Source organism: Streptomyces sp. NPDC040410 (genome assembly GCF_055595715.1).
In genome coordinates, this window is record NZ_JBVIVK010000011.1 from 181,641 (window position 1) to 202,022 (window position 20,382).

The following is a 20,382-nucleotide window of genomic DNA, read 5'->3' on the forward strand; positions in this document are numbered from 1 at the left end:
TGGGAGAAAGTTAACGAGCTATGCACCCGACAGAGGGTTTTTTGGGGTAGGGGCTCCCTGCCAACGAAGATCCCCCCCCCCCCCTTTTTTTTGCGGACGGGGGTGCGCGGTCCTGTCGCTTCGGATCCCGGTGTCGCGGTCGCTTTCGGTTCCGGCCTATGAGGGGCCGGCCCCCCGATGGTGCGCGGTGATCCCGAAGCGCTGCTGTTCGCGGGGAGCGGACGCGATCTCGCGGACGGTGGAGACCGCGCTGATGGCCCGGTCCTCCGCGGGCTTGTGGGGTTCTTCGAGTCGCTCGAGGTCAGCCGCGGAAACGAGGGCGACGAGGGGTTTGCCGTGGCGTGTCACGACGACGCGCTCACCGCCGTACACCACCCGGTTGATCAGGTCGGCGAGCTCAGCCCTGGCTTGCGTCACCGGAATCTCGTAGGCCATGCCCCCATCATAACGTCATGTACATCCTGTACATTTTTTACAGACGCTGAAGGAGGGGTGACCATGACCCGACCGTCCGCCCGCCACGTCCTGCCCGAGTTCACCGAGCGCACGAGCTCCGGACACAGGACGATGGACCCGTACTCGAAGCTGCTGGAGGAGCGGATCGTCTTCCTCGGGACGCCGATCGACGACACCTCGGCCAACGACGTGACGGCGCAGTTCATGCACCTCGAGCACCAGAATCCGGACCGGGACATCTCGCTGTACGTCAACTCTCCGGGCGGCTCGTTCAGCGCGATGTCGGCGATCTACGACACGATGCGGTTCGTCGCCTGCGACGTGGAGACGGTCTGCCTGGGCCAGGCCGGCTCGTCCGCCGCGGTGCTGCTGGCCGCCGGGACTCCGGGCAAGCGGTTCGCGCTCCCGGGTGCGCGGGTGGTGATCCACCAGCCGGCACTGCCCGAGCCCGTGGAGGGACAGGCCATTGATCTCGCCGTCCGGGCCGACGAGTTGGCCCGCGTCCGCGGCCGCCTCGAGGAGATGCTCGTACGGCACACGGGCCGCCACCCGGAGCAAGTGAGCGCGGACATCGAGCGGGACATGATCATGGACGCGCAACAGGCGCTGGAGTACGGCCTGGTGGACCGGATCATCCCCGGCCGCAAGGCCTCCCGCACCGCCCCCGGCGCGAGGTGAGCCGCCCGATGCTGCCGCCGGAGCTGCCGCCCCTGCCCGCCCTGACCCGCGCCGAGGGCGAGTTGATCGACCGCTACCTCGACGTGGTCGACCTGCTGGGCCGCATCAACCCCGCGCATCACGGGGACACGTACCGCGGACTGCGCGCAGCCCAGGCGCTGGTCACCAAGGCGGCCGAACTGCGCGACGCGCTGGACCTGATGCACCGGCGGGGCGAGACCGAACTGCACGCCCCCACGCTGGCGCGCGCGCTGCGCGTGCTGGACGGGGAGCGCCGCACGGCCCGGGTCACCGTGCCCGCGCGCTCCGACAGTTGAGGCATGCGCATCCGATCCCGGGCGATCCGCCACAGCGGCGGAGCGTCCGGAACCGGGTTGAAACGGACCAAATGACGTACCGCTGATTGGAGTAGACGCCCCTCCTTTTTCAGGACCGCCCAAGTTGCACAACGCGCGTAGCCCAGAGGCGGAACGGAACATTCCATTGCTGGTCCGGGGGTGCGCGACCCCCTCAACGCCCCTTCGAACACGGGGGTGTCCACCCGAACGGGTGAGTGGTGAGTAACAACACAAACCCCCGGTTCCGTTGGGCTTTCAGGCCATCTGTGAGTCAAGATCCCTGTCTGACGACAAGCCCCCGCCGCAGCGGCGGGGCGGTCCGGGCGGACGCCGAGTCCTGCCGCCGCCCGGATGACCGGTCGACAGGAGTGGATCGGCAGGAGTGGAGGACCCAATCACGACGGGTCGCCGGGACGGTCGTCTCCGAATGGGAGATGCCGGTCCGAGCAGCCCTTGGGGTGAAGCCGCAGCCGCGGCCGGGCAACTTCGCCAGCCCGAATCCGACAGGTCATCCTTCACAGGCGGCTGACGAAGGGTTGCGCATGACTGCGCTCAATCGTGTCCCGTCGCTCATGGCCCGGGCCTCCACGGCCTCGGCACTGACCATCGCCGCGGTGGGCGGCTCGATCGTGGTCCCCGGTGTCGCCACCGACGCCGCGGCAGCCACGACGGCGACGAAGGCACTTCAGGTGGCGGCCTCCAAGAAGGGCTCCCCCTACAAGTGGGGCGCCACCGGTCCGCGCCGGTTCGACTGCTCCGGGCTCACGCTGTACTCGTTCAAGAAGGCGGGCAAGACACTGCCCCGTACGGCGGCCCAGCAGTACAACAAGACCCGCCACATCTCGGCCAAGAGCCGCAAGGCCGGAGACCTTGTGTTCTTCCACTCGGGCTCCAGCGTCTACCACGTGGGCATCTACGCCGGGAAGGGGAAGATCTGGCACGCCCCGAAGACCGGGGACGTGGTGAAGCTGCAGAAGATCTGGACGAGGAGCGTCTGGTACGGCCGGGTCAGCTGACTCCCCCGGGGAGGCGGCGGTCACCTGACAAGCCGCCGCCTCCCCGGGCCCTCAGGCCCTCAGGCCCTCAGGCGGATCATGCCGGACAGCCCCTACGGCTCCTGCTGCCCGGCTGCTGTCACCGGCTGCTGTCCCGCTGCCGTCACCGGCTCGGCCGGCAGGGACCACGGCAGTTCGATGGAGACCGTCTTGCCGCCCTCACGGGTCGGCCGCACTCTCAGCCTGCCGCCGCACTCCGCGGCCAGCCAGCGAATGATCACCATGCCACGGCCGTTGTCCTGCTGGACGGCGGCCGGCAGGCGTTTGGGGAAGCGCGGATGACTGTCGGTCACGCCGATGCGCAGTTGTTCGTCGCGGTCGAGCGCGATGTCCACCGTGAAGGTGGGTGACTGGCCCAAGGTGTGCTGTACGGCGTTGGTGGCGAGTTCGGAGACGATGAGCCGGATGGTGTCGGCCAGTTCCACGTCCTTCGGCAGTCCCCACTCCGCCAGGGTGCCCACCACGTAGGTACGGGCCGCGGAGACCGAGGCGGGATCGCTCGGCAGAGTGACGGATGATTCCAGATGGTCTGCCATGACGACGTCGTCCCTTTCCCACGGGACCGCAGTCCGACACGGAGCGGATGGTTCGAGTACGGTCCCGGACTGGTGCTTCGTCGCCAGACTGCCATTACCGCGCCGGTCAGGATGGCGATCCACCAAGATCTGCATATATCTGTCGCTCAAAGCGGTGAACTCTCCGACGGAAGAGCGTATTTGGGCGGCCCGGAAGGAGTAAGGAGTTGCGCATGCAGCACGGTCCCGCGGTGCGCCGGCGGAAGCTTGGTGCCGAACTGCGTGCGCTGCGCACCGGCGCGGCACTCACCAGTGGCGAGGCGGCCCGTCTGGTGGGCTGGCACCAGTCGAAGGTGAGCCGGATCGAGACCGGCGCCAGCGGGGTGAAACCGGCCGACGTGCGGTTGCTTCTCGACGCCTACGGCGTGGCGGAACCCCAACTGCGGGAGTTGCTGCTGGCCTTGGCGAGTTCCGACGACGGCGGCGGACGGCACCACTGGTGGCACGCGTACCGCGGAGTGCTGCCGCCGACCTACCGGGACTTCATCAGCCTGGAGTCACAGGCCAGCGCGATGCGCACGCTGGAGACCTCTGTCGTCCCGGGGCTGCTGCAGACACCCGAGTACGCCCGGGCGGTGACCCGGGCCGCGGTGGACGGCCTGGACGACGAGCGGCTGGACGCACTGGTGGAAGTGCGACTGGCCAGGCAGGACGTGCTGCGGGCCGAGCCGCCGCTGCGGCTGAGCGCGGTCCTGGACGAGGCGGTGCTGCGCCGCGAGGTCGGCGGTCCCGGGGTGATGGCGCGGCAGCTGGAGCGGCTGGTGGAGTCGGCACGACTGCCCCAAGTGCGCCTGCAGGTGCTGCCGTTCGCGGCCGGGGCGCATATCGGCGTGACCGGGCCTTTCGTTATCTTCTCATTTTCGCGCACTTCTGATCTAAATGTGGTTGTTCTCGACCACTTGACGAGTAGCCTCTACCTCGAACGGAAAGAAGACCTGGAGGCCTACACCGAGGCCTTCAACTCTCTTCGGATCCACGCCCTTTCGCCCGAGGACTCGTTGGATTACATCGCCGGGATAGGTGCCGGCGCGTAAGGAGGCACCATGTCAGCACTGCCTCGGAACGTACCTTCCAGCACCGCTCTGCACGACGTGCGATGGCTGCGCAGCAGCTACAGCACGGGAGCGAACAACTGCGTCGAGACGGCTCGCCCGCTGACCGGCCCAGGAGCCGGACTGCTCGCCGTACGCGACTCCAAGGACCCGGCCGGGCCCGCACTGCTCTTCTCCCCCGGGAGCTGGGCGGGATTCACGGCCGGGATCGTTTCAGATCACTTCTGATCGTTCCACAGCGCGCACTGCGCGGCCGTGTCACGCCGACTCATGGTCGCGTTTCGCCGATCACATGTACAGCGCGTTCGATCTGCGCCTCGGAGAGGTCCGCGCGGGCGGTCAGCCTCAGCCGTGAGATGCCGTCGGGCACGGAAGGAGGACGGAAGCAACCCACGGCCAGCCCGGCCGCGCGGCAGTCGGCCGCCCACTGCACGGCCCCCTCCGGGGACGGCGCGCGCACGGAGACCACTGCCGCGTCCGGACGTACCGCCTCCAGACCCGCGGCGGTCAGGCGTGCGTGCAGCTCGCCCGCCACCGCGCGCGCCCGCTCCGCCCGCTCCGGCTCGCGGCGCAGCAGCCCCAGGGCCGCCAGGGCCGCGCCCGCCGCCGCGGGGGCGAGGCCCGTGTCGAAGATGAACGTCCGGGCCGCGTTGACCAGGTGGTCGATCACCCGGGCGGGGCCCAGCACGGCTCCGCCCTGGCTGCCGAGCGACTTGGACAGCGTGACCGTCACGACGACGTCGTCGGCGCCCGCGAGCCCCGCCGCGTGCGGGGCGCCGCGGCCGCCGTCGCCGAGCACGCCGAGGCCGTGGGCGTCGTCCACGACCAGCCCCGCTCCGTGCTCCCGGCACGCCTCGGCGAGCGCGGACAGCGGGGCGGCGTCGCCGTCGACGGAGAAGACCGTGTCGGACACCACGACGGCCGGCCCGTCCTGCGTCCGGAGTGCCTTGCGCACGGCGTCGGGTTCGGCGTGCGCGACGACCTGTGTCGTGCCCCGGGCCAGCCGGCAGCCGTCGATCAGCGAGGCGTGGTTTCCCGCGTCGGAGACGATCAGCGAGCCGTGCGGGGCGAGCGCCGTGACCGCTGCGAGGTTGGCCGCGTACCCGGAGGAGAGGACCAGGGCCGCCTCGAAACCGCAGAAGGCGGCCAGCTCGCGTTCCAGCTCGGTGTGAAGATCCGTGGTGCCGGTGACGAGCCGGGAGCCGGTCGCGCCGCCGCCCCAGGTGCGCGCGGCACGCGCCGCGCCCTCGGTGACCTCGGGATGCCGGGCCAGGCCCAGGTAGTCGTTGCTCGCGAGGTCGAGCAGGGGCGAGTCGGCGGGGCGGGGGCGCAGGGTCCGTACGAGTCCGGCGCGGCGGCGCGCTCGCGCCTGCTCGTCGATCCAGCCGAACGCCATGGGTCCTCCGGGGCTTTTGTAGGCAGTGAACAGACCCTAGCGGTACGTTTTGCGACCGACGGTGTGGCAATACCCACACGGCTGACGGGCTCTGTTTGTCCGGTCTCTCCTTGGCCGCGGGCGGTCCTTTAAGACAGGATCGGCTCTCATGGACCTGCTGAACACACTGGTGGACAAGGGGCTTCGGCGCGAGGTGCCGACCCGCGAGGAGGCTCTTGCCGTCCTCGCCACCTCCGACGACGATCTGCTCGACGTGGTGGCCGCGGCCGGAAAGGTACGCCGCCACTGGTTCGGCCGACGCGTGAAACTCAACTACCTCGTCAACCTGAAGTCCGGCCTGTGCCCCGAGGACTGCTCCTACTGCTCCCAGCGGCTCGGCTCCACCGCCGGCATTCTGAAGTACACCTGGCTCAAGCCGGACGAGGCGTCCGAGGCCGCCGCGGCCGGGCTGGCGGGCGGCGCCAAGCGGGTATGTCTGGTGGCCAGCGGCCGCGGGCCGACGGACCGTGACGTGGACCGGGTCTCGGACACCATCAAGGCGATCAAGGACCAGAACGAGGGCGTCGAGGTGTGCGCCTGTCTGGGCCTGCTCACCGACGGCCAGGCCGAGCGGCTGCGTGAGGCGGGCGCCGACGCGTACAACCACAACCTCAACACGTCCGAGGGGACGTACGGGGACATCACGACCACGCACACCTACGCCGACCGCGTCGACACCGTTCGGAAGGCCCACGCGGCCGGCCTGTCCGCCTGCTCCGGCCTGATCGCCGGCATGGGCGAGAGCGACGAGGACCTGGTCGACGTCGTCTTCTCGCTCCGCGAGCTGGACCCGGACTCGGTTCCCGTCAACTTCCTGATCCCCTTCGAGGGCACCCCGCTCGCCAAGGAGTGGAACCTCACCCCGCAGCGGTGCCTCAGGATCCTCGCGATGGTCCGGTTCGTCTGCCCGGACGTCGAGGTGCGGATCGCGGGCGGCCGCGAGGTCCATCTGCGCACCATGCAGCCGCTGGCCCTGAACCTGGCCAACTCGATCTTCCTCGGCGACTACCTCACCAGCGAGGGCCAGGCCGGCAAGGCCGACCTGGAGATGATCGCCGACGCAGGGTTCGAGGTGGAGGGCGCCGACCAGGTGACGCTGCCGGAGCACCGGGCGGCGGCCGCGGGCGGGTGCGGATCGCAGGAGAGTGCCGGGTGCGGGGGCCACTCGGGCGGGGGATGCGGGTCCCACGAGAGTGCCGGGTGCGGGTCCCACGAGGGGGGCGGCGTGTGCGGTACGGCTGCCTCGGCCACTCCGGCCGCGCCGGTCAACGAGGCCCGTACCGATCTCGTCGCGGTACGCCGCCGGGGTGCCGGCACGGATCTCGCGCCCAATGCCTGACCTGAGCGTGCGCCAGCTGCTGGAGCTCGACCGGCGGCACGTGTGGCATCCGTACGGTCCCATGCCCGGCCGCCAGGAACCGCTCGTCGTGGAATCGGCGAGCGGGGTGCGGCTCAGGCCCGCCGACGGCTCGGCCGAACTCGTCGACGGCATGTCGTCCTGGTGGTCGGCGATCCACGGCTACAACCACCCCGTGCTCAACGAGGCGGCACGCGAGCAGCTCGGGCGGATGAGTCACGTGATGTTCGGCGGGCTCACCCACGAGCCCGCCGTACGACTGGCGAAGCTCCTTGTCGACATGTCGCCCGACGGCCTGGAGCACGTCTTCCTCGCCGACTCCGGATCGGTTTCGGTCGAGGTCGCGGTCAAGATGTGCCTGCAGTACTGGCGCTCGCTCGGCCGGCCCGGCAAGCAGCGCCTGCTGACCTGGCGCGGCGGCTACCACGGCGACACCTGGCAGCCGATGTCCGTGTGCGATCCCCAGGGCGGGATGCACGAGCTGTGGAGCGGGGTCCTCCAGCGCCAGGTGTTCGTGGACCCGCCTCCGGCCGAGTACGAGGAGTCGTACGCGGACCAGCTGCGTGCGGCGATCGAGCGGCACGCCGACGAACTCGCCGCGGTGATCGTCGAGCCGGTGGTGCAGGGCGCGGGCGGGATGCGGTTCCACTCCCCCGCCTATCTGCGGGTGCTGCGCGAGGCGTGCGACGCGCAGGGCGTGCTGCTGGTGTTCGACGAGATCGCCACCGGTTTCGGGCGCACGGGCGCCCTGTTCGCCGCGGAGCACGCGGCGGTGACGCCGGACGTGATGTGCGTGGGCAAGGCGCTGACCGGCGGATACATGACCATGGCGGCCACGCTGTGCACCTCGCGCGTCGCCGACGGCATCTCGCGGGGCGACGTGCCGGTGCTGGCCCACGGTCCCACCTTCATGGGCAACCCGCTCGCCGCCGCCGTCGCCTGCGCCTCGATCGGGCTCCTGCTCGGCCAGGACTGGCTGGCGGAGGTCAAGCGGATCGAGGCGGGCCTGCGAGACGGGCTGGCGCCCGCTCTCGGGCTGCCGGGTGTGAAGGACGTACGGGTCCTCGGGGCCATCGGGGTGGTCCAGCTGGACCACGACGTCGACATGACGGCCGCCACCCGGGCGGCCGTGCGGGAGGGTGTGTGGCTGCGGCCCTTCCGCGACCTCGTCTACACCATGCCGCCGTTCGTGACGGGAGACGCGGACGTGGCTCGGATCGCGCGCGCGGTGTGCGCGGCCGCGCGAGAGGGATGAGCGGGAGTGATGACATGCCGGTAGTGGTGATCACGGGCACGGGAACGGAGATCGGCAAGACGGTCACGACCGCCGCCGTCGCCGCCGCGGCCCTCGCGGCCGGCCGTTCGGTGGCGGTGCTGAAGGCCGCTCAGACGGGCGTACGGCCGGACGAGCCCGGGGACGCCGACGAGGTCGTGCGGCTCGCCGGTCCCGTGACGGCGACCGAACTCGCCCGCTATCCCGAGCCGCTGGCGCCCGGGACGGCCGCGCGGCGGGCGGGCCGCGCGCCGGTGCATCCGCACGAGGTCGCCGAGGCCGCCGCCAAGCTGGCCACCGAGCACGATCTGGTGCTCGTGGAGGGCGCGGGCGGGCTGCTCGTACGGTTCGACGCCGCGGGCGGCACGCTGGCGGACGCTGCCCGGCTGCTGGCGGCACCCGTCCTGGTCGTGGCGGCCGCGGGTCTTGGCACGCTGAACACGACGGAGCTCACGGCGCGTGAACTCCGTGCCCGGCGGATCGACTTGCTGGGGATCGTGATCGGCAGCTGGCCGGACGCGCCGGACCTCGCGGCGCGCTGCAACCTCGCGGACCTGCCGGACGTGACCGGGGCACCGCTGCTCGGCGCCCTGCCCTCCGGGGCCGCGAAGCTCCCGCCCGCCGACTTCCGTGAGGCCGCTCCGCACTGGCTGGCGCCACGGCTCGACGGGACATGGGACGCGGAGGCGTTCAGGGTGCGGGAGGCGCCCTAGACGGTGGCCTCACCGGCAGTTCCTTCCTCACCTCGCTCAACTCCGGCGACGAGACGCCGGGCAGCGTCGCCTACGCCAGCTACTGGTCCCACTGCGACGACGCGCTCACCCCGGACACCACCGCGATCCTCAGCGGTGCGGCCGACGTCGAGGTCGGGTGCCTCTCGCACACCGACATGAACAACGACTACGGCTTGTACGAACAGGTGCGCGACTTCGTCGAATGAGCCGACAGCGGGGGGTGCGCGGGGCTCGTACGGGGGACAATCGCGGTAAGGCCCGTCCTGCGAGGAGGTCCCCATGCCGCTACGGTCGCCCGACTCCGGCAAGGTGGCGCGGGATCCCGTGCACCACCCGCTGTTCGCCCGGTACTACGCCCGTGTCAGCGTCACGGCCGAGACGCGGTTGGGCATGGCCACCGTGCGCGAACGGCTGCTCACCGGTCTGTCCGGCCGGGTGATCGAGATCGGCGCGGGCAACGGGCTGAACTTCGCGCACTATCCGAGCACGGTCGCGGAGGTCGTGGCCATCGAACCGGAGCGTGTGCTGCGGAAGTTGGCGGTGGAGGCCGCCCTGCGCTCCGAGGTGCCGGTCGACGTGGCGCCGGGCGCGGCGGAGGCGCTACCGGTCAAGAGCGAGGCCTTCGACGCGGTCGTGATCTCGTTGGTGCTGTGCAGTGTGCGGGACGTGCCGCGGGCACTCGGCGAGGTGCGGCGGGTGCTGCGGCCCGGCGGAGTCGTGCGGTTCTTCGAGCACGGCAAGGGCGGCGGCCGGGTCATGCATGTCACCCAGCGCACGCTGGACCGGACGCTGTGGCCGCGCCTGAACGGCGGCTGCCATCTGGCACGGGACCCGGTCGCCGCGCTGCGCGACGCCGGGTTCGAACTGGGGCCCTACCGACGGGTGCTCATGCCGGAGAAAGGGCCGAAACTGCCCACGTCCTACTGCGTACTGGGCACCGCGTGGCGCCCCGGGACCGCGGAGCGCTGATCACAGGCTCCACTGCCGCAGCTCACGCGCGATGTCCTCGACCGAGGCCTCACCGCTCTTGACCAGGCGGGCGAGCTCCCGGACCTGCTCGGGCGAGGTGACGACCTTCAGGCCGCTGGCCACGAGGTAGGCGTACGCGACGGCGCAGGCGAAGAGGGCGTTGGAGCGCTCCAGCGCGGGGACGTGGATGAGGAGTTGGAGCAGCGCGGCGGCGCGCGCGTGCGGACTGTCGTAGACGGGGACGTCGAATATCTCGGCCTGGTGGCGCGCGACCGCGGCGACGAGGGCGCCCCAGTCGCTGACCTGGGGGTCTCCCGGCGTGTTGTGTTCGGCGAGCATCAGGAGCCAGGCCAGGTCGATTCTGAGGTGGCTCAAGGGCTCAGTGGCGACCTTCGCGTGTGCCTTCCGCCCCGGGAGCCGGGTCCGCGCCGAACTCCTCGGTGAAGACGGCCCTGTACTGCTTCATGAAGTCGGCGGCGGCCTCCACGAACGTGTGGCCCACTTCCCCGGTGTCCTGTCTGACCAGCTCCTCGATGTAGCGGTTGACGCTCATGCCGCGGGCCAGGGCGCGTTCGCGGGCGGCGCGGGCGGTGCCCTCGTCCACCCGTACGTTCAGCTGGGTCTTCGCCATACCTCGAAGCTAGCGCCGGAGTGCTAGCACGGCAAGAAGTCCTCCCACGGATGGATACCGGGTGTGGACCCGATCACACTACCCTCGGCGGGAACGAGGAATTCGGGACATCCAGAGCGAAGCACCACCAAGGAGGCCCTCTTGTCCACACCTGCTGCGGAGCACGCGCCGGGCCTGGCGTCGGCCGACGGCATCGCGGCCCGCGCCCGAGGTCTGACCAAGGCGTACGGCTCGGGCGAGACGACGGTGCTCGCCCTGGACTCGGTGGACGTGGACATCGCGCGCGGCCGCTTCACCGCGGTCATGGGGCCGTCGGGCTCCGGGAAGTCCACGATGATGCACTGTCTGGCCGGGCTGGACACCGTCTCCGCCGGGCAGGTGTGGCTCGGCGACACCGAGATCACGGGGTTGAAGGAGCGCGAGCTGACGCGGCTGCGCCGAGACCGGATCGGGTTCATGTTCCAGTCGTTCAACCTGATTCCCACGCTGAACGCGGCCGAGAACATCACCCTGCCCATGGACATCGCGGGCAAGAAACCCGACGAGAAGTGGCTGGACCAGATCATCGGCACACTGGGGCTGCGCGACCGCCTGGGGCACCGGCCCGCCCAGCTCTCCGGAGGCCAGCAGCAGCGCGTGGCGTGCGCCCGTGCGCTCGCCTCCCGTCCCGAGCTGATCTTCGCGGACGAGCCGACCGGCAACCTCGACTCGCGGGCCGGGCTGGAGGTCCTCGCCTTCCTGCGCGAGGCCGTCGACACCCTCGGGCAGACGGTGGTCATGGTCACCCACGACCCGGGCGCCGCCGCCCACTCCGACCTGGTGCTCTTTCTAGCGGACGGGCGGATCGTCGACGAGATGGAGCATCCGACGGCGGAGGCGGTCCTTGAACGCATGAAGCGGTTCGACGTGATCCGCAGTCAGTTCGACGACGGCGCCGTTGCCGCCAAGGAGGACTGAGCCGGTGCTGAAGGCAACACTGAGGAGCTTCCTCGCCCACAAGGGACGGCTGCTGCTCTCCGCACTGGCCGTGGTCCTGTCCGTGGCGTTCGTCGCGGGCAGCCTGATCTTCTCCGACACGGTCTCCCGCACCTTCGACCGGCTGTTCGCGTCCACGTCGGCCGACGTGACGGTGGAGCCGAAACAGGGCCTCTCGTCGTCCGTGCCGACCGGCGCGACCGAGACCGTTCCCGCCTCGCTCGCGCGCGAGGTGGCGAAGGTCGACGGGGTCGAGTCCACGCACGCGGACGTGTCCGTCGAGAACATCACGGTCGTGGACAGCGACAACAAGTCGGTCGGGCCGACCACGGGCGCCCCCACCATCGCCACCGACTGGTACCTCACCGACCGCAGTCCCGTGAAGCTGACCTCGGGCCACGCCCCGCGCGAGGCCGGCGAGGCGCTGCTCGACGCCGACACCGCCGACAAGAAGCACGTGAAGATCGGCGACACGCTCACGGTCCTGGCCCAGCCCGGCTCCTTCAAGGTCGAGATCGTCGGCATCGCCACCTTCACCACCACCAACCCGGGTGCGGCCTTGGTGTTCCTCGACCCGGAGACCGCCGCCTCGCAGCTGCTGGGCAAGGCGGACCGGGCCACCTCCGTCTCGGTGGACGCGGCGCAGGGCGTGAGCGACGCCGAGCTCAAGCGCCGTATCGCCACCGAGATCGGCACCGGCGCCTACGACATCAGGACGGCCGACGAACAGGCGAAGTCGTCCGCGGCCGACCTCGGCGGATTCCTCGACGTGATCAAGTACGTCATGCTCGGCTTCGCCGGGATCTCCGTCCTGGTCGGCGTGTTCCTGATCGTCAACACCTTCTCGATGCTGATCGCCCAGCGCACCCGCGAACTCGGCCTGCTCAGGGCCCTCGGCGCCGACCGGCGGCAGGTACGGCGGTCGGTGCTCACCGAGGCGGTCCTGCTCGGCGTGGTCGGCTCGACGCTGGGCCTGGCGGCGGGCATCGGGCTTGCCTACGGCCTGATCAAACTCATGGGTGTGTTCGGCATGAACCTGAAGACCACGGAGATGGTCATCGGGTGGGCGACTCCTGTGTCGGCCTACGTCGTCGGCGTCGGCGTCACGTTCGTGGCGGCGTACCTCCCGGCCCGGCGGGCGGCCCGGGTCTCGCCGATGGCCGCCCTCGCGGACGCCGAGGTCGCCGGAGTGGGGCGGCCGTTGACGGTGCGCGCCGTGGTCGGTTCGATCGTCGGGGCGCTCGGTGTCGCCGCCCTCGTCGGCTGTGCCACCTCGGCGAAGACGTCCACCTCGGCCTCCCTGCTGGGACTCGGTGTCGTCCTGACGCTCATCGCGACCGTGATCGCGGGCCCGCTGCTGGTGCGCCCGGTGATCCGGGTCCTCGGCGCCGCCTTCCCCGCCCTGTTCGGCTCCATCGGCCGCATGAGCCAGCGCAACGCCCTGCGCAACCCCCGCCGGACGGGCGCCACCGCGGCCGCCCTGATGGTGGGACTCGCCCTGGTGGGCGGGATGTCGGTGGCGAGCGCCTCCATGTCCAAGTCCTTCGACCAGCAGATCGACAAGACCCTGGGCGCCGACTTCATCGTCCAGAACACCAACTTCGTGCCGTTCTCCCAGGAGGTCACCGACAAGGTGCGCGGCACCGACGGCGTCGGACTCGTCGTACGGCAGCGGTTCGCGCCGGTAGCGGTACGGCTGCCGGACGGCAAGCGGATCGAGACGACCGCGGCGGGCTACGACACCCGGCTCGACGACGTGGCCCGGGTGAAGTACGCCGACGGCGACACGGCCGGCGCGCTGGCGGACGGGAACATCGCGATGGACCTCGACTTCGCGAAGGACCACGACGTACGCGTGGGCAGTGTGATCCCGGTGGAGTTCCCGGCCGGCCGGAAGACCGAACTCGAGGTGGGCGCCCTCACCGACCAGGACGAGGCCAAGGGCTTCGGCATGCAGGGCGGGCTGTTCTTCGGCATCGCCACGGTCGAGAAGTACGTCCCCGGCGGGCAGGACTCCGCGCTGTACGTCAACGCTGCCTCCGGCACGGACCCCGACCAGCTGCGCTCCCGGCTGGAGCGGACGCTCGACCCGTATCCCCAGGTCCAGGTGCGAGACCAGGCCGACTACAAGAAGCTCGTCCACGACCAGATCGCCGTGCTGCTCTATCTCGTCTACGCGCTGCTCGGGCTGGCGATCGTGATCGCGGTCCTCGGTGTGGTCAACACCCTGGCCCTGTCGGTTGTCGAGCGCACCCGTGAGATCGGGCTGCTGCGGGCCATCGGGCTCGGCCGGCGCCAGCTGCGCCGGATGATCCGGCTGGAGTCGGTGGTGATCGCCGTGTTCGGCGCGGTGCTGGGGCTCGCGCTGGGGCTCGTGTGGGGCGTGTGCACCCAGCAGGTGCTGGCGCTGCAGGGCATGAAGGCCCTCGCGATCCCCTGGGGCACGATCGTCGCGGTCGTGATCGGTTCGGCGGTGGTGGGGATCGTGGCGGCGCTGCTGCCCGCGTTGCGCGCATCCCGTATGAACGTGCTGGCGGCCATCGCGCACGAGTGACGGGATCGCGGCTGACACTCAAGTCGGCCGGCCCCGGGGAGAGTTCATGCCGCGACCGTTCCGTCAGCCCCGGCCGGGCACGTTCGTGCTCAACGCGGGCTCCCGGAACCCTGCTTGCCCGCCCGCAAAAGTGGCCACCACGGACGCCCTGACGGGCGGGCGCCCCGAACCGGGCCTCGGCACCGGCTACGTCGCCGAGGGCGCGGGCATCAGCGACGACCGGGGCGGCGTGGAGCGGCTGGTCGACCGCGACCCCGAGGCACTGATCCTGGCCGAGCGCGGCGGTGAGCCGGTCGGCACGGTGATCGCGGGCTTCCACGGCTGGCGCTGCCATCTGTACCGGCTGGCGGTGCACCCGGAGTATCGCCGCCAGGGGATCGGCTCGGCCCTGCTCACCGCCGCCGAGGAGCGGTTCGTACGCCTCGGCGGGCGGCGCGGGGACGAGGTGGTGCCGACGCACAACGCGAGGGCGCACCATACGTGGCGCGCGGCGGGGTACACGCTCGAGGAGAAGTGGGGCGCTGGGTGAAGCCCCTCACCGACTGAGCGGCTTTGCTCACCCTTTACCATTGGAGGACTGTCCGATCCTTCATGAAAGGTGTGAGCGTCCGCCCATGGGCGAGCCTCCCAGTACGCACCATCGCGCGTTCCTTCCCTCCCTGCCCGATCATGGGACGGAGGTGACCCGATGACCGAAGTGCTCCTCCTGCTGGTGGCGATCCTGCTCTCGCTGGCCTGCGGTGCCTTCGTCGCGGCGGAGTTCTCACTCACGACGGTCGAGCGCAGCGAGCTGGAGCGGGCCGTGGAGCGCGGCGAGCGGGGTGCCGCGGGCGCCCTCAAGGCCGCACGGAACCTGACCTTCCAGCTCTCCGGGGCGCAGCTCGGCATCACGGTCACCAACTTGGTCGTCGGCATGCTCGCCGAACCGTCGATCGCCACGCTGATCGAGGGCCCGCTGGAGTCGCTCGGCATCTCGCGCTCCACGGCGAGTTCGCTCGCACTGGTGCTCGGTACGGCCCTGTCGACCGTGTTCCTGATGGTCGTCGGCGAACTGGTGCCCAAGAACTGGGCGATCTCCTCGCCGCTGGCCGTGGCCAAGCGGGTGGGGAACGCGCAGCGCTGGTTCAGCGCCGCGTTCCGCCCCTTCATCACACACCTCAACAACACCGCGAACCGTTCCGTACGCCGGTTCGGCCTGGAGCCCGCCGAAGAGCTGGCCTCCGCGCGCGGACCGCAGGAACTGGCGGCCCTGGCCCGGCACTCCGCCCGGGAAGGCGCCCTGGAGGCGGACACCGCCGAACTGTTCGTCCGGACGCTGAACCTCGCCGACCTGACCGCGGAGAACGTGATGACGCCGCGCGTGCAGGTCATCGCCCTGGACGCACAGGCCACCTGCGAGGACGTGGCGAACGCCACCCGGGCGACTGGGCTGTCCCGTTTCCCCGTCTACCGCGGCAGCCTCGACTCGGTCGTGGGCACCGCGCACATCAAGGACTGCCTGGCCGTGCCCGCCGGGCGGCGGACCCGCGTCCCCGTCTCCGAGGTGATGCGTGAGCCGCTCCTGGTCCCGGAGTCACTGACCGTCGACCGGCTTCTCGACCGGCTCTCCGGCAAACGCACGATGGCGGTCGTGATCGACGAGTACGGCGGCACCGCGGGAGTGGCCACTCTGGAGGACATCGTCGAGGAGGTCGTCGGCGAAGTACGGGACGAGCACGACCCGCACGAGACACCGGACCTGGCGCCGGCCGGGAACGACGAGGAGGGCCACACGCTGTACTCCGCGGACGGGTCCGCCCGCATGGACCAGCTCCTTCGCGTCGGCCTCAGGCCGCCCGAGGGGCCGTACGAGACGCTGGCCGGTCTCGTCGCGACACAGCTCGGCCGCATTCCGGCCGTCGGTGACTCCGTGGACGTGGCCGGCTGGCGGCTGGACGTCGTGGACGCCTCGGGGCGCAGGGCAGCGCGCGTAGTGCTGCACGCACCGCACGGCACGGACGAGCAGGGGGAGCGATGACCGCCGTACAGATACTGATCGGTCTGGCGACCCTCGTCGTCAACGCCTTCTTCGTGGGCGCCGAGTTCGCACTGATCTCCGTGCGCCGCAGCCAGATCGAGCCGTACGCCGACGAGGGCGACCGGCGCGCGAAGAGCGTGCTGTGGGGTCTGCAGCACGTGTCCGCGCTGATGGCGGCCGCGCAGCTCGGCATCACGCTGTGCACGCTGGTCCTGGGTGTGGTCGCGGAACCGGCGATCGCGCATTTGCTGGAGCCGGTGTTCCACGCGGTGGGAGTACCCCCGGGTGCGGGACACGCCGTGTCCTTCGTGATCGCGCTGACCCTGGCGACCTACCTGCACATGCTGCTCGGTGAGATGGTGCCGAAGAACATCGCGCTCGCGGAGCCCGTGCGCAGCGCGCTGCTGCTGGGCCCGCCGCTGGTGACGCTGTCCCGGGCGCTGCGGCCGGTGATCTTCGCGATCAACGCCTTCGCGAACGGCCTGCTGAAACTGTTGCGGGTCGAGGTCAAGAACGAGGTCACGGCCAGCTTCTCGGATGCCGAGCTGGCCCGGATGGTGCGGGACTCGGGCGAGGCGGGCCTCATCGACGACCGCGCGCGGGAGCGCCTGCACGACGCACTCGAGCTGGGCCGCCGGCCCGTGCGGGACGTGGTGCTTCCGCTGGAGGGCGTGGTCTACGCGCGCGTGGGCGTCACTCCGGAGGAGCTGGAGCAGCTGTCCGCCGAGACCGGGTTCTCCCGCTTCCCGGTGGTGGACGACGGGCGCCGCATCGTCGGCTACCTGCATGTGAAGGACGCGCTGGACGCCTCCCCGCGAGATGTGCCGCTCCGCGTGTCGGACATGCGGCCCATCGCCCGGGTCCGGGAGAGCACACCGCTGGACGACGTCCTCACGGCGATGCGGGGCAGCCGGACCCACCTCGCGGCCGTGCTCGGGGGCGACGGTCGGCTGGCGGGGCTGGTGACGATGGAGGACGTGCTGCGGGAGCTGTTCGGTCAGCGGGCATAGGCGATCCGGGGTCCGGGCCGACCGACCGCTGGGTATGGTCCCGGGTTACCATCTCAGTCGCCATGCAGACGCATCCCACTCACACCAGCCTCGTCGCGATCGGCGACTCCTTCACCGAGGGCATGTCGGACCTGCTGCCGGACGGCTCCTACCGCGGCTGGGCCGACCTCCTCGCCGGGCGGATGGCCGCCCGCAACCCCGGGTTCCGGTACGCCAACCTCGCGGTGCGCGGGAAGCTGATCGCGCAGATCGTCGACGAGCAGGTCGACGTGGCGGCCGCGATGGACGCCGACGTGATCACGCTGGTGGGCGGCCTCAACGACACCCTGCGCCCCAAGTGCGACATGGTGCGGGTACGCGACCTGCTGACGCAGGCCGTGGAGCGGCTCGCCCCGTCCTGCAAGCAGCTGGTGCTGATGCGCAGCCCGGGACGCCAGGGTCCGGTCCTGGAACGTTTCCGGCCGCGCATGGAGGAGCTGTTCGCCGTCGTCGACGACCTCGCGGAGCGGCACGGCGCGCTGGTCGTCGACCTGTACGGCGCCCCCTCGCTCGGCGACCCGCGCCTGTGGGACGTGGACCGGCTGCACCTGACGGCCGAGGGCCACCGCCGGGTCGCGGAGGCGGTGTGGCAGACCCTCGGCTACGACCCCGAGGACACCGAGTGGCGCACACCGATGCAGGCCACGCTGCCGCCGGGATGGGCAGCGCGCCGGGTCGCCGACGTCAGGTTCGCCCGGCAGCACCTGCTGCCGTGGATCGGCAGGAGGCTCACCGGCCGGTCGTCGGGCGACGGACTGCCGCCGAAGCGGGGCGAGCTGCTGCCGTACGGGGATCCGACGGGGTAGGCCCCTCATGGCCACGCGGGTGATCAACGTCAGGGGCCGCCTCCACGACTTCGGCCCCCGGCTGGAACACGCCCCCGACGACGTCGTCTACGTCGGCCGCCGCTGGACGATGGGCGGCTGGGACCTGCCCCGCCATCCGCTGTACAACCCCTTCGCCTACGACACCCCGACGAGAAGACGGGACGGGACGCGCGCCGAGGTCATGGCGAAGTACCGGGCGTATCTGCTGGAGCGGCCGGACCTGCTGGCCCTGGTGCCCGCGCTGCGCGGGAAGGTGCTGGCCTGCTGGTGCGCGCCGGAGCCGTGCCACGCCGAGGTGCTGGCAGAACTCGCGGACGGGCCGGTACCACCTTCGCGGCCCTCGTAGGTTCCGCCGAACCACCCGGTGGCGCTGGCCTGCGGGAATCGCCAGTAGAATCCGTACACGTGACTCCTGCGCCCGCCAAGCCCCGCATCCCGAACGTCCTCGCCGGACGCTACGCCTCCGCCGAGCTCGCCACGCTCTGGTCGCCCGAGCAGAAGGTGAAGCTGGAGCGTCAGCTCTGGCTCGCCGTGCTGCGGGCCCAGAAGGACCTCGGGATCGAGGTGCCGGACGCGGCGATCGCCGACTACGACCGCGTCCTCGACCAGGTCGACCTGGCCTCCATCGCCGAGCGCGAGAAGGTCACACGGCACGATGTGAAGGCACGGATCGAGGAGTTCAACGACCTCGCCGGGCACGAGCACGTGCACAAGGGCATGACCTCCCGCGACCTCACCGAGAACGTCGAGCAGCTGCAGATCCGCCTCTCCCTGGAGCTGATGCGCGACCGTACGGTGGCCGTGCTGGCGCGCCTCGGGAAGCTCGCGGGCGAGTACGGCGAGCTGGTCATGGCCGGCCGCTCCCACAACGTGGCCGCGCAGGCCACGACCCTCGGCAAGCGTTTCGCGACGGCGGCCGACGAGCTGCTCGTGGCGTACGGCCGCGTCGAGGAGCTTCTTGCCCGCTACCCGCTGCGCGGCATCAAGGGCCCCGTCGGTACGGCGCAGGACATGCTGGACCTCCTCGGCGGGGACGCGGCGGGGCTCGCGGAGCTGGAGCAGCGCATCGCACGGCACCTGGGCTTCTCGCAGGCGTTCACCTCCGTCGGCCAGGTCTACCCGCGTTCGCTCGACTACGACGTCGTCACCGCGCTGGTGCAGCTGGCGGCCGCGCCGTCGTCGCTGGCGAAGACCATCCGGCTGATGGCCGGGCACGAGCTGGTGACCGAGGGCTTCAAGCCGGGCCAGGTCGGCTCCTCCGCGATGCCGCACAAGATGAACACCCGCTCCTGCGAGCGCGTCAACGGTCTGATGGTGATCCTGCGCGGCTACGCCTCGATGACGGGCGAGCTGGCGGGCGACCAGTGGAACGAGGGCGACGTGTCCTGCTCGGTCGTGCGCCGGGTTGCCCTCCCGGACGCCTTCTTCGCCCTGGACGGCCTGCTGGAGACGTTCCTGACCGTGCTCGACGAGTTCGGCGCCTTCCCGGCCGTCGTCGCCCGTGAGCTGGACCGCTACCTGCCGTTCCTCGCCACCACCAAGGTGCTGATGGGCGCGGTGCGCGCGGGCGTCGGCCGCGAGCTCGCGCACGAGGCGATCAAGGAGAACGCCGTCGCCTCCGCTCTCGCGATGCGCGAGCAGGGCGCCGAACGCAACGAGCTCCTCGGCAAGCTGGCGGCCGACGAGCGCATCCCGCTCGACCGCGCCCAGCTGGACGCGCTGATGGCCGACAAGCTGTCCTTCACGGGGGCCGCGGCCGGCCAGGTGGCCGCCGTCGTCGGCCGCATCGAGGAGATCGTGAAGCAGCACCCGGAGGCAGCGGGGTACACCCCCGGAGCGATCCTCTGACGCGCTTCACCCCGGCGGAACTGGAGGCCGCCCGCGACCGTCTGGTGCCGGACGTGGTCGCGGACGGCCTCCGCGTGCTGTTCTGCGGTATCAACCCCGGTCTGATGACCGCCGCGACGGGCCACCACTTCGCCCGCCCCGGCAACCGATTCTGGCCCGTGCTGCACCTGTCCGGGTTCACGCCCAGACTCATGAAGCCGTCGGAACAGCAGGAGTTGCTGTCGTACGGGCTGGGCATCACGAACGTGGTCGCGCGGGCGTCGGCTCGCGCGGACGAGTTGAGTGCGGACGAGTACCGCGAGGGCGGCCGGCTGCTGGCGTTGAAGGTGGCCCGGCTGCGGCCGCGCTGGCTGGCGGTCGTGGGAGTCACCGCGTACCGGGCCGCGTTCGACGACCGCAAGGCGCGGGTGGGCCCGCAGGAGAGGACGCTCGGGGACACCCGCGTGTGGGTTCTGCCCAACCCGAGCGGACTCAACGCGCACTGGACGGCGCAGACGATGTCGGACGAGTTCGGACGGTTGCGGGAGGCGTCGGAGGCCTAGTGTCCTGCGCCGGAGAT

General features: G+C 70.9%; 22 protein-coding genes, 2 pseudogenes and 1 riboswitch. Of the genes and pseudogenes, 19 read left to right on the forward strand and 5 right to left on the reverse strand.

Annotated elements, in window-relative coordinates:
• Window positions 1-156: 156 nt before the first annotated feature.
• Window positions 157-435, reverse strand: coding sequence for a type II toxin-antitoxin system Phd/YefM family antitoxin (locus tag ACZ562_RS22630; protein ID WP_471181970.1), 279 nt, complete (start codon window positions 433-435; stop codon window positions 157-159).
• A 63-nt stretch (window positions 436-498) separates the two neighbouring features.
• Here ACZ562_RS22630 and ACZ562_RS22635 point away from each other — a divergent pair, with 63 nt between their 5' ends.
• The 3 genes from ACZ562_RS22635 (at window position 499) to ACZ562_RS22645 (ending at window position 2,488) form a co-directional block, all read left to right on the forward strand.
• Window positions 499-1,134, forward strand: coding sequence for an ATP-dependent Clp protease proteolytic subunit (locus ACZ562_RS22635; RefSeq protein ID WP_471181973.1), 636 nt, complete (start codon window positions 499-501; stop codon window positions 1,132-1,134).
• Between the two features lie 8 nt (window positions 1,135-1,142).
• On the forward strand, window positions 1,143-1,451 hold the full coding sequence (locus ACZ562_RS22640; RefSeq protein ID WP_471181975.1) for a hypothetical protein: 309 nt from the start codon (window positions 1,143-1,145) through the stop codon (window positions 1,449-1,451).
• Between the two features lie 417 nt (window positions 1,452-1,868).
• Window positions 1,869-2,011, forward strand: a riboswitch (cyclic di-AMP (ydaO/yuaA leader).
• A gap of 3 nt (window positions 2,012-2,014) precedes the next feature.
• On the forward strand, window positions 2,015-2,488 hold the full coding sequence (locus ACZ562_RS22645; RefSeq protein WP_471181978.1) for a C40 family peptidase: 474 nt from the start codon (window positions 2,015-2,017) through the stop codon (window positions 2,486-2,488).
• Between the two features lie 92 nt (window positions 2,489-2,580).
• Here the strand turns inward: ACZ562_RS22645 and ACZ562_RS22650 are convergent, their stop codons facing one another.
• The gene (locus ACZ562_RS22650) at window positions 2,581-3,063 is read right to left on the reverse strand and encodes an ATP-binding protein (RefSeq protein ID WP_471181980.1); all 483 of its coding nucleotides are present in this window, start codon (window positions 3,061-3,063) and stop codon (window positions 2,581-2,583) included.
• Between the two features lie 212 nt (window positions 3,064-3,275).
• On the opposite strand from ACZ562_RS22650, the gene ACZ562_RS22655 reads away from it, so the two are divergent.
• Window positions 3,276-4,136 carry a helix-turn-helix domain-containing protein gene (locus tag ACZ562_RS22655; protein ID WP_471181982.1) on the forward strand — a complete coding sequence of 287 codons (861 nt, stop codon included), beginning with the start codon at window positions 3,276-3,278 and terminating at the stop codon, window positions 4,134-4,136.
• A 9-nt stretch (window positions 4,137-4,145) separates the two neighbouring features.
• Entirely contained in the window at window positions 4,146-4,382 is a 237-nt protein-coding gene (locus ACZ562_RS22660) for a DUF397 domain-containing protein (RefSeq protein WP_471181985.1), read from the forward strand.
• A gap of 40 nt (window positions 4,383-4,422) precedes the next feature.
• Here the strand turns inward: ACZ562_RS22660 and ACZ562_RS22665 are convergent, their stop codons facing one another.
• Window positions 4,423-5,550, reverse strand: coding sequence for an 8-amino-7-oxononanoate synthase (locus ACZ562_RS22665; RefSeq protein WP_471181988.1), 1,128 nt, complete (start codon window positions 5,548-5,550; stop codon window positions 4,423-4,425).
• Window positions 5,551-5,698: 148 nt separating this feature from the next.
• On the opposite strand from ACZ562_RS22665, the gene bioB reads away from it, so the two are divergent.
• From bioB to ACZ562_RS22690, 5 genes and pseudogenes are all read left to right on the forward strand, one after another.
• Window positions 5,699-6,928: a biotin synthase BioB gene (gene bioB, locus ACZ562_RS22670; protein ID WP_471181990.1), complete on the forward strand. Its 1,230-nt coding sequence runs from the start codon at window positions 5,699-5,701 to the stop codon at window positions 6,926-6,928.
• The gene (locus tag ACZ562_RS22675) at window positions 6,921-8,201 is read left to right on the forward strand and encodes an adenosylmethionine--8-amino-7-oxononanoate transaminase (protein ID WP_471181992.1); all 1,281 of its coding nucleotides are present in this window, start codon (window positions 6,921-6,923) and stop codon (window positions 8,199-8,201) included. The genes bioB and ACZ562_RS22675 overlap by 8 nt, the downstream gene beginning before the upstream one ends.
• A 14-nt stretch (window positions 8,202-8,215) precedes the next feature.
• The gene (gene bioD, locus ACZ562_RS22680) at window positions 8,216-8,932 is read left to right on the forward strand and encodes a dethiobiotin synthase (protein WP_471181994.1); all 717 of its coding nucleotides are present in this window, start codon (window positions 8,216-8,218) and stop codon (window positions 8,930-8,932) included.
• A gap of 11 nt (window positions 8,933-8,943) precedes the next feature.
• A pseudogene (locus ACZ562_RS22685) lies at window positions 8,944-9,159 on the forward strand (lipase); the annotation flags it as partial.
• A gap of 73 nt (window positions 9,160-9,232) precedes the next feature.
• The gene (locus ACZ562_RS22690; protein WP_471181997.1) at window positions 9,233-9,922 is read left to right on the forward strand and encodes a class I SAM-dependent methyltransferase; all 690 of its coding nucleotides are present in this window, start codon (window positions 9,233-9,235) and stop codon (window positions 9,920-9,922) included.
• On the opposite strand, the gene ACZ562_RS22695 is transcribed toward ACZ562_RS22690, so the two are convergent.
• Window positions 9,923-10,297 carry a fic family toxin-antitoxin system, toxin component gene (locus tag ACZ562_RS22695; protein ID WP_471181999.1) on the reverse strand — a complete coding sequence of 125 codons (375 nt, stop codon included), beginning with the start codon at window positions 10,295-10,297 and terminating at the stop codon, window positions 9,923-9,925.
• A gap of 4 nt (window positions 10,298-10,301) precedes the next feature.
• On the reverse strand, window positions 10,302-10,553 hold the full coding sequence (locus ACZ562_RS22700) for a toxin-antitoxin system HicB family antitoxin (protein ID WP_471182002.1): 252 nt from the start codon (window positions 10,551-10,553) through the stop codon (window positions 10,302-10,304).
• Between the two features lie 141 nt (window positions 10,554-10,694).
• Between ACZ562_RS22700 and ACZ562_RS22705 the strand changes: the two genes are divergently transcribed.
• The 9 genes and pseudogenes from ACZ562_RS22705 to mug all read left to right on the forward strand — a co-directional run bounded on the left by ACZ562_RS22705 (window position 10,695) and on the right by mug (window position 20,365).
• Entirely contained in the window at window positions 10,695-11,510 is an 816-nt protein-coding gene (locus ACZ562_RS22705; protein WP_471182003.1) for an ABC transporter ATP-binding protein, read from the forward strand.
• A gap of 4 nt (window positions 11,511-11,514) precedes the next feature.
• Window positions 11,515-14,082, forward strand: a complete 2,568-nt coding sequence (locus ACZ562_RS22710; RefSeq protein ID WP_471182005.1) for an ABC transporter permease — start codon at window positions 11,515-11,517, stop codon at window positions 14,080-14,082.
• Between the two features lie 193 nt (window positions 14,083-14,275).
• Window positions 14,276-14,628 (forward strand): annotated as a pseudogene (locus tag ACZ562_RS22715) (GNAT family N-acetyltransferase); the annotation flags it as partial.
• A gap of 142 nt (window positions 14,629-14,770) precedes the next feature.
• Window positions 14,771-16,099: a hemolysin family protein gene (locus ACZ562_RS22720; RefSeq protein ID WP_471182008.1), complete on the forward strand. Its 1,329-nt coding sequence runs from the start codon at window positions 14,771-14,773 to the stop codon at window positions 16,097-16,099.
• Complete coding sequence (locus tag ACZ562_RS22725) at window positions 16,096-17,109, forward strand: hemolysin family protein (RefSeq protein WP_471182010.1); 1,014 nt, start codon at window positions 16,096-16,098, stop codon at window positions 17,107-17,109. Before ACZ562_RS22720 ends, ACZ562_RS22725 begins: the two co-directional genes overlap by 4 nt.
• Window positions 17,110-17,171: 62 nt before the next feature.
• Window positions 17,172-17,954, forward strand: a complete 783-nt coding sequence (locus tag ACZ562_RS22730) for an SGNH/GDSL hydrolase family protein (RefSeq protein WP_471182012.1) — start codon at window positions 17,172-17,174, stop codon at window positions 17,952-17,954.
• A 7-nt stretch (window positions 17,955-17,961) separates the two neighbouring features.
• Window positions 17,962-18,321, forward strand: coding sequence for a DUF4326 domain-containing protein (locus ACZ562_RS22735; RefSeq protein ID WP_471182015.1), 360 nt, complete (start codon window positions 17,962-17,964; stop codon window positions 18,319-18,321).
• Window positions 18,322-18,380: 59 nt separating this feature from the next.
• Window positions 18,381-19,823, forward strand: coding sequence for an adenylosuccinate lyase (gene purB, locus ACZ562_RS22740; RefSeq protein WP_471182018.1), 1,443 nt, complete (start codon window positions 18,381-18,383; stop codon window positions 19,821-19,823).
• The gene (mug, locus tag ACZ562_RS22745) at window positions 19,820-20,365 is read left to right on the forward strand and encodes a G/U mismatch-specific DNA glycosylase (RefSeq protein WP_471182247.1); all 546 of its coding nucleotides are present in this window, start codon (window positions 19,820-19,822) and stop codon (window positions 20,363-20,365) included. Before purB ends, mug begins: the two co-directional genes overlap by 4 nt.
• The last annotated feature ends 17 nt before the right edge of the window (window positions 20,366-20,382 follow it).

What these genes read in the sequence shown, in the direction of transcription:
- ACZ562_RS22630 (WP_471181970.1), bottom strand. Translation starts at nt 435, where the DNA reads ATGGCCTACGAGATTCCGGTGACGCAAGCCAGGGCTGAGCTCGCCGAC.
- ACZ562_RS22635 (WP_471181973.1), top strand. Translation starts at nt 499, where the DNA reads ATGACCCGACCGTCCGCCCGCCACGTCCTGCCCGAGTTCACCGAGCGC.
- ACZ562_RS22640 (WP_471181975.1), top strand. Translation starts at nt 1,143, where the DNA reads ATGCTGCCGCCGGAGCTGCCGCCCCTGCCCGCCCTGACCCGCGCCGAG.
- ACZ562_RS22645 (WP_471181978.1), top strand. Translation starts at nt 2,015, where the DNA reads ATGACTGCGCTCAATCGTGTCCCGTCGCTCATGGCCCGGGCCTCCACG.
- ACZ562_RS22650 (WP_471181980.1), bottom strand. Translation starts at nt 3,063, where the DNA reads ATGGCAGACCATCTGGAATCATCCGTCACTCTGCCGAGCGATCCCGCC.
- ACZ562_RS22655 (WP_471181982.1), top strand. Translation starts at nt 3,276, where the DNA reads ATGCAGCACGGTCCCGCGGTGCGCCGGCGGAAGCTTGGTGCCGAACTG.
- ACZ562_RS22660 (WP_471181985.1), top strand. Translation starts at nt 4,146, where the DNA reads ATGTCAGCACTGCCTCGGAACGTACCTTCCAGCACCGCTCTGCACGAC.
- ACZ562_RS22665 (WP_471181988.1), bottom strand. Translation starts at nt 5,550, where the DNA reads ATGGCGTTCGGCTGGATCGACGAGCAGGCGCGAGCGCGCCGCCGCGCC.
- bioB (WP_471181990.1), top strand. Translation starts at nt 5,699, where the DNA reads ATGGACCTGCTGAACACACTGGTGGACAAGGGGCTTCGGCGCGAGGTG.
- ACZ562_RS22675 (WP_471181992.1), top strand. Translation starts at nt 6,921, where the DNA reads ATGCCTGACCTGAGCGTGCGCCAGCTGCTGGAGCTCGACCGGCGGCAC.
- bioD (WP_471181994.1), top strand. Translation starts at nt 8,216, where the DNA reads ATGCCGGTAGTGGTGATCACGGGCACGGGAACGGAGATCGGCAAGACG.
- ACZ562_RS22690 (WP_471181997.1), top strand. Translation starts at nt 9,233, where the DNA reads ATGCCGCTACGGTCGCCCGACTCCGGCAAGGTGGCGCGGGATCCCGTG.
- ACZ562_RS22700 (WP_471182002.1), bottom strand. Translation starts at nt 10,553, where the DNA reads ATGGCGAAGACCCAGCTGAACGTACGGGTGGACGAGGGCACCGCCCGC.
- ACZ562_RS22720 (WP_471182008.1), top strand. Translation starts at nt 14,771, where the DNA reads ATGACCGAAGTGCTCCTCCTGCTGGTGGCGATCCTGCTCTCGCTGGCC.
- ACZ562_RS22725 (WP_471182010.1), top strand. Translation starts at nt 16,096, where the DNA reads ATGACCGCCGTACAGATACTGATCGGTCTGGCGACCCTCGTCGTCAAC.
- ACZ562_RS22730 (WP_471182012.1), top strand. Translation starts at nt 17,172, where the DNA reads ATGCAGACGCATCCCACTCACACCAGCCTCGTCGCGATCGGCGACTCC.
- ACZ562_RS22735 (WP_471182015.1), top strand. Translation starts at nt 17,962, where the DNA reads ATGGCCACGCGGGTGATCAACGTCAGGGGCCGCCTCCACGACTTCGGC.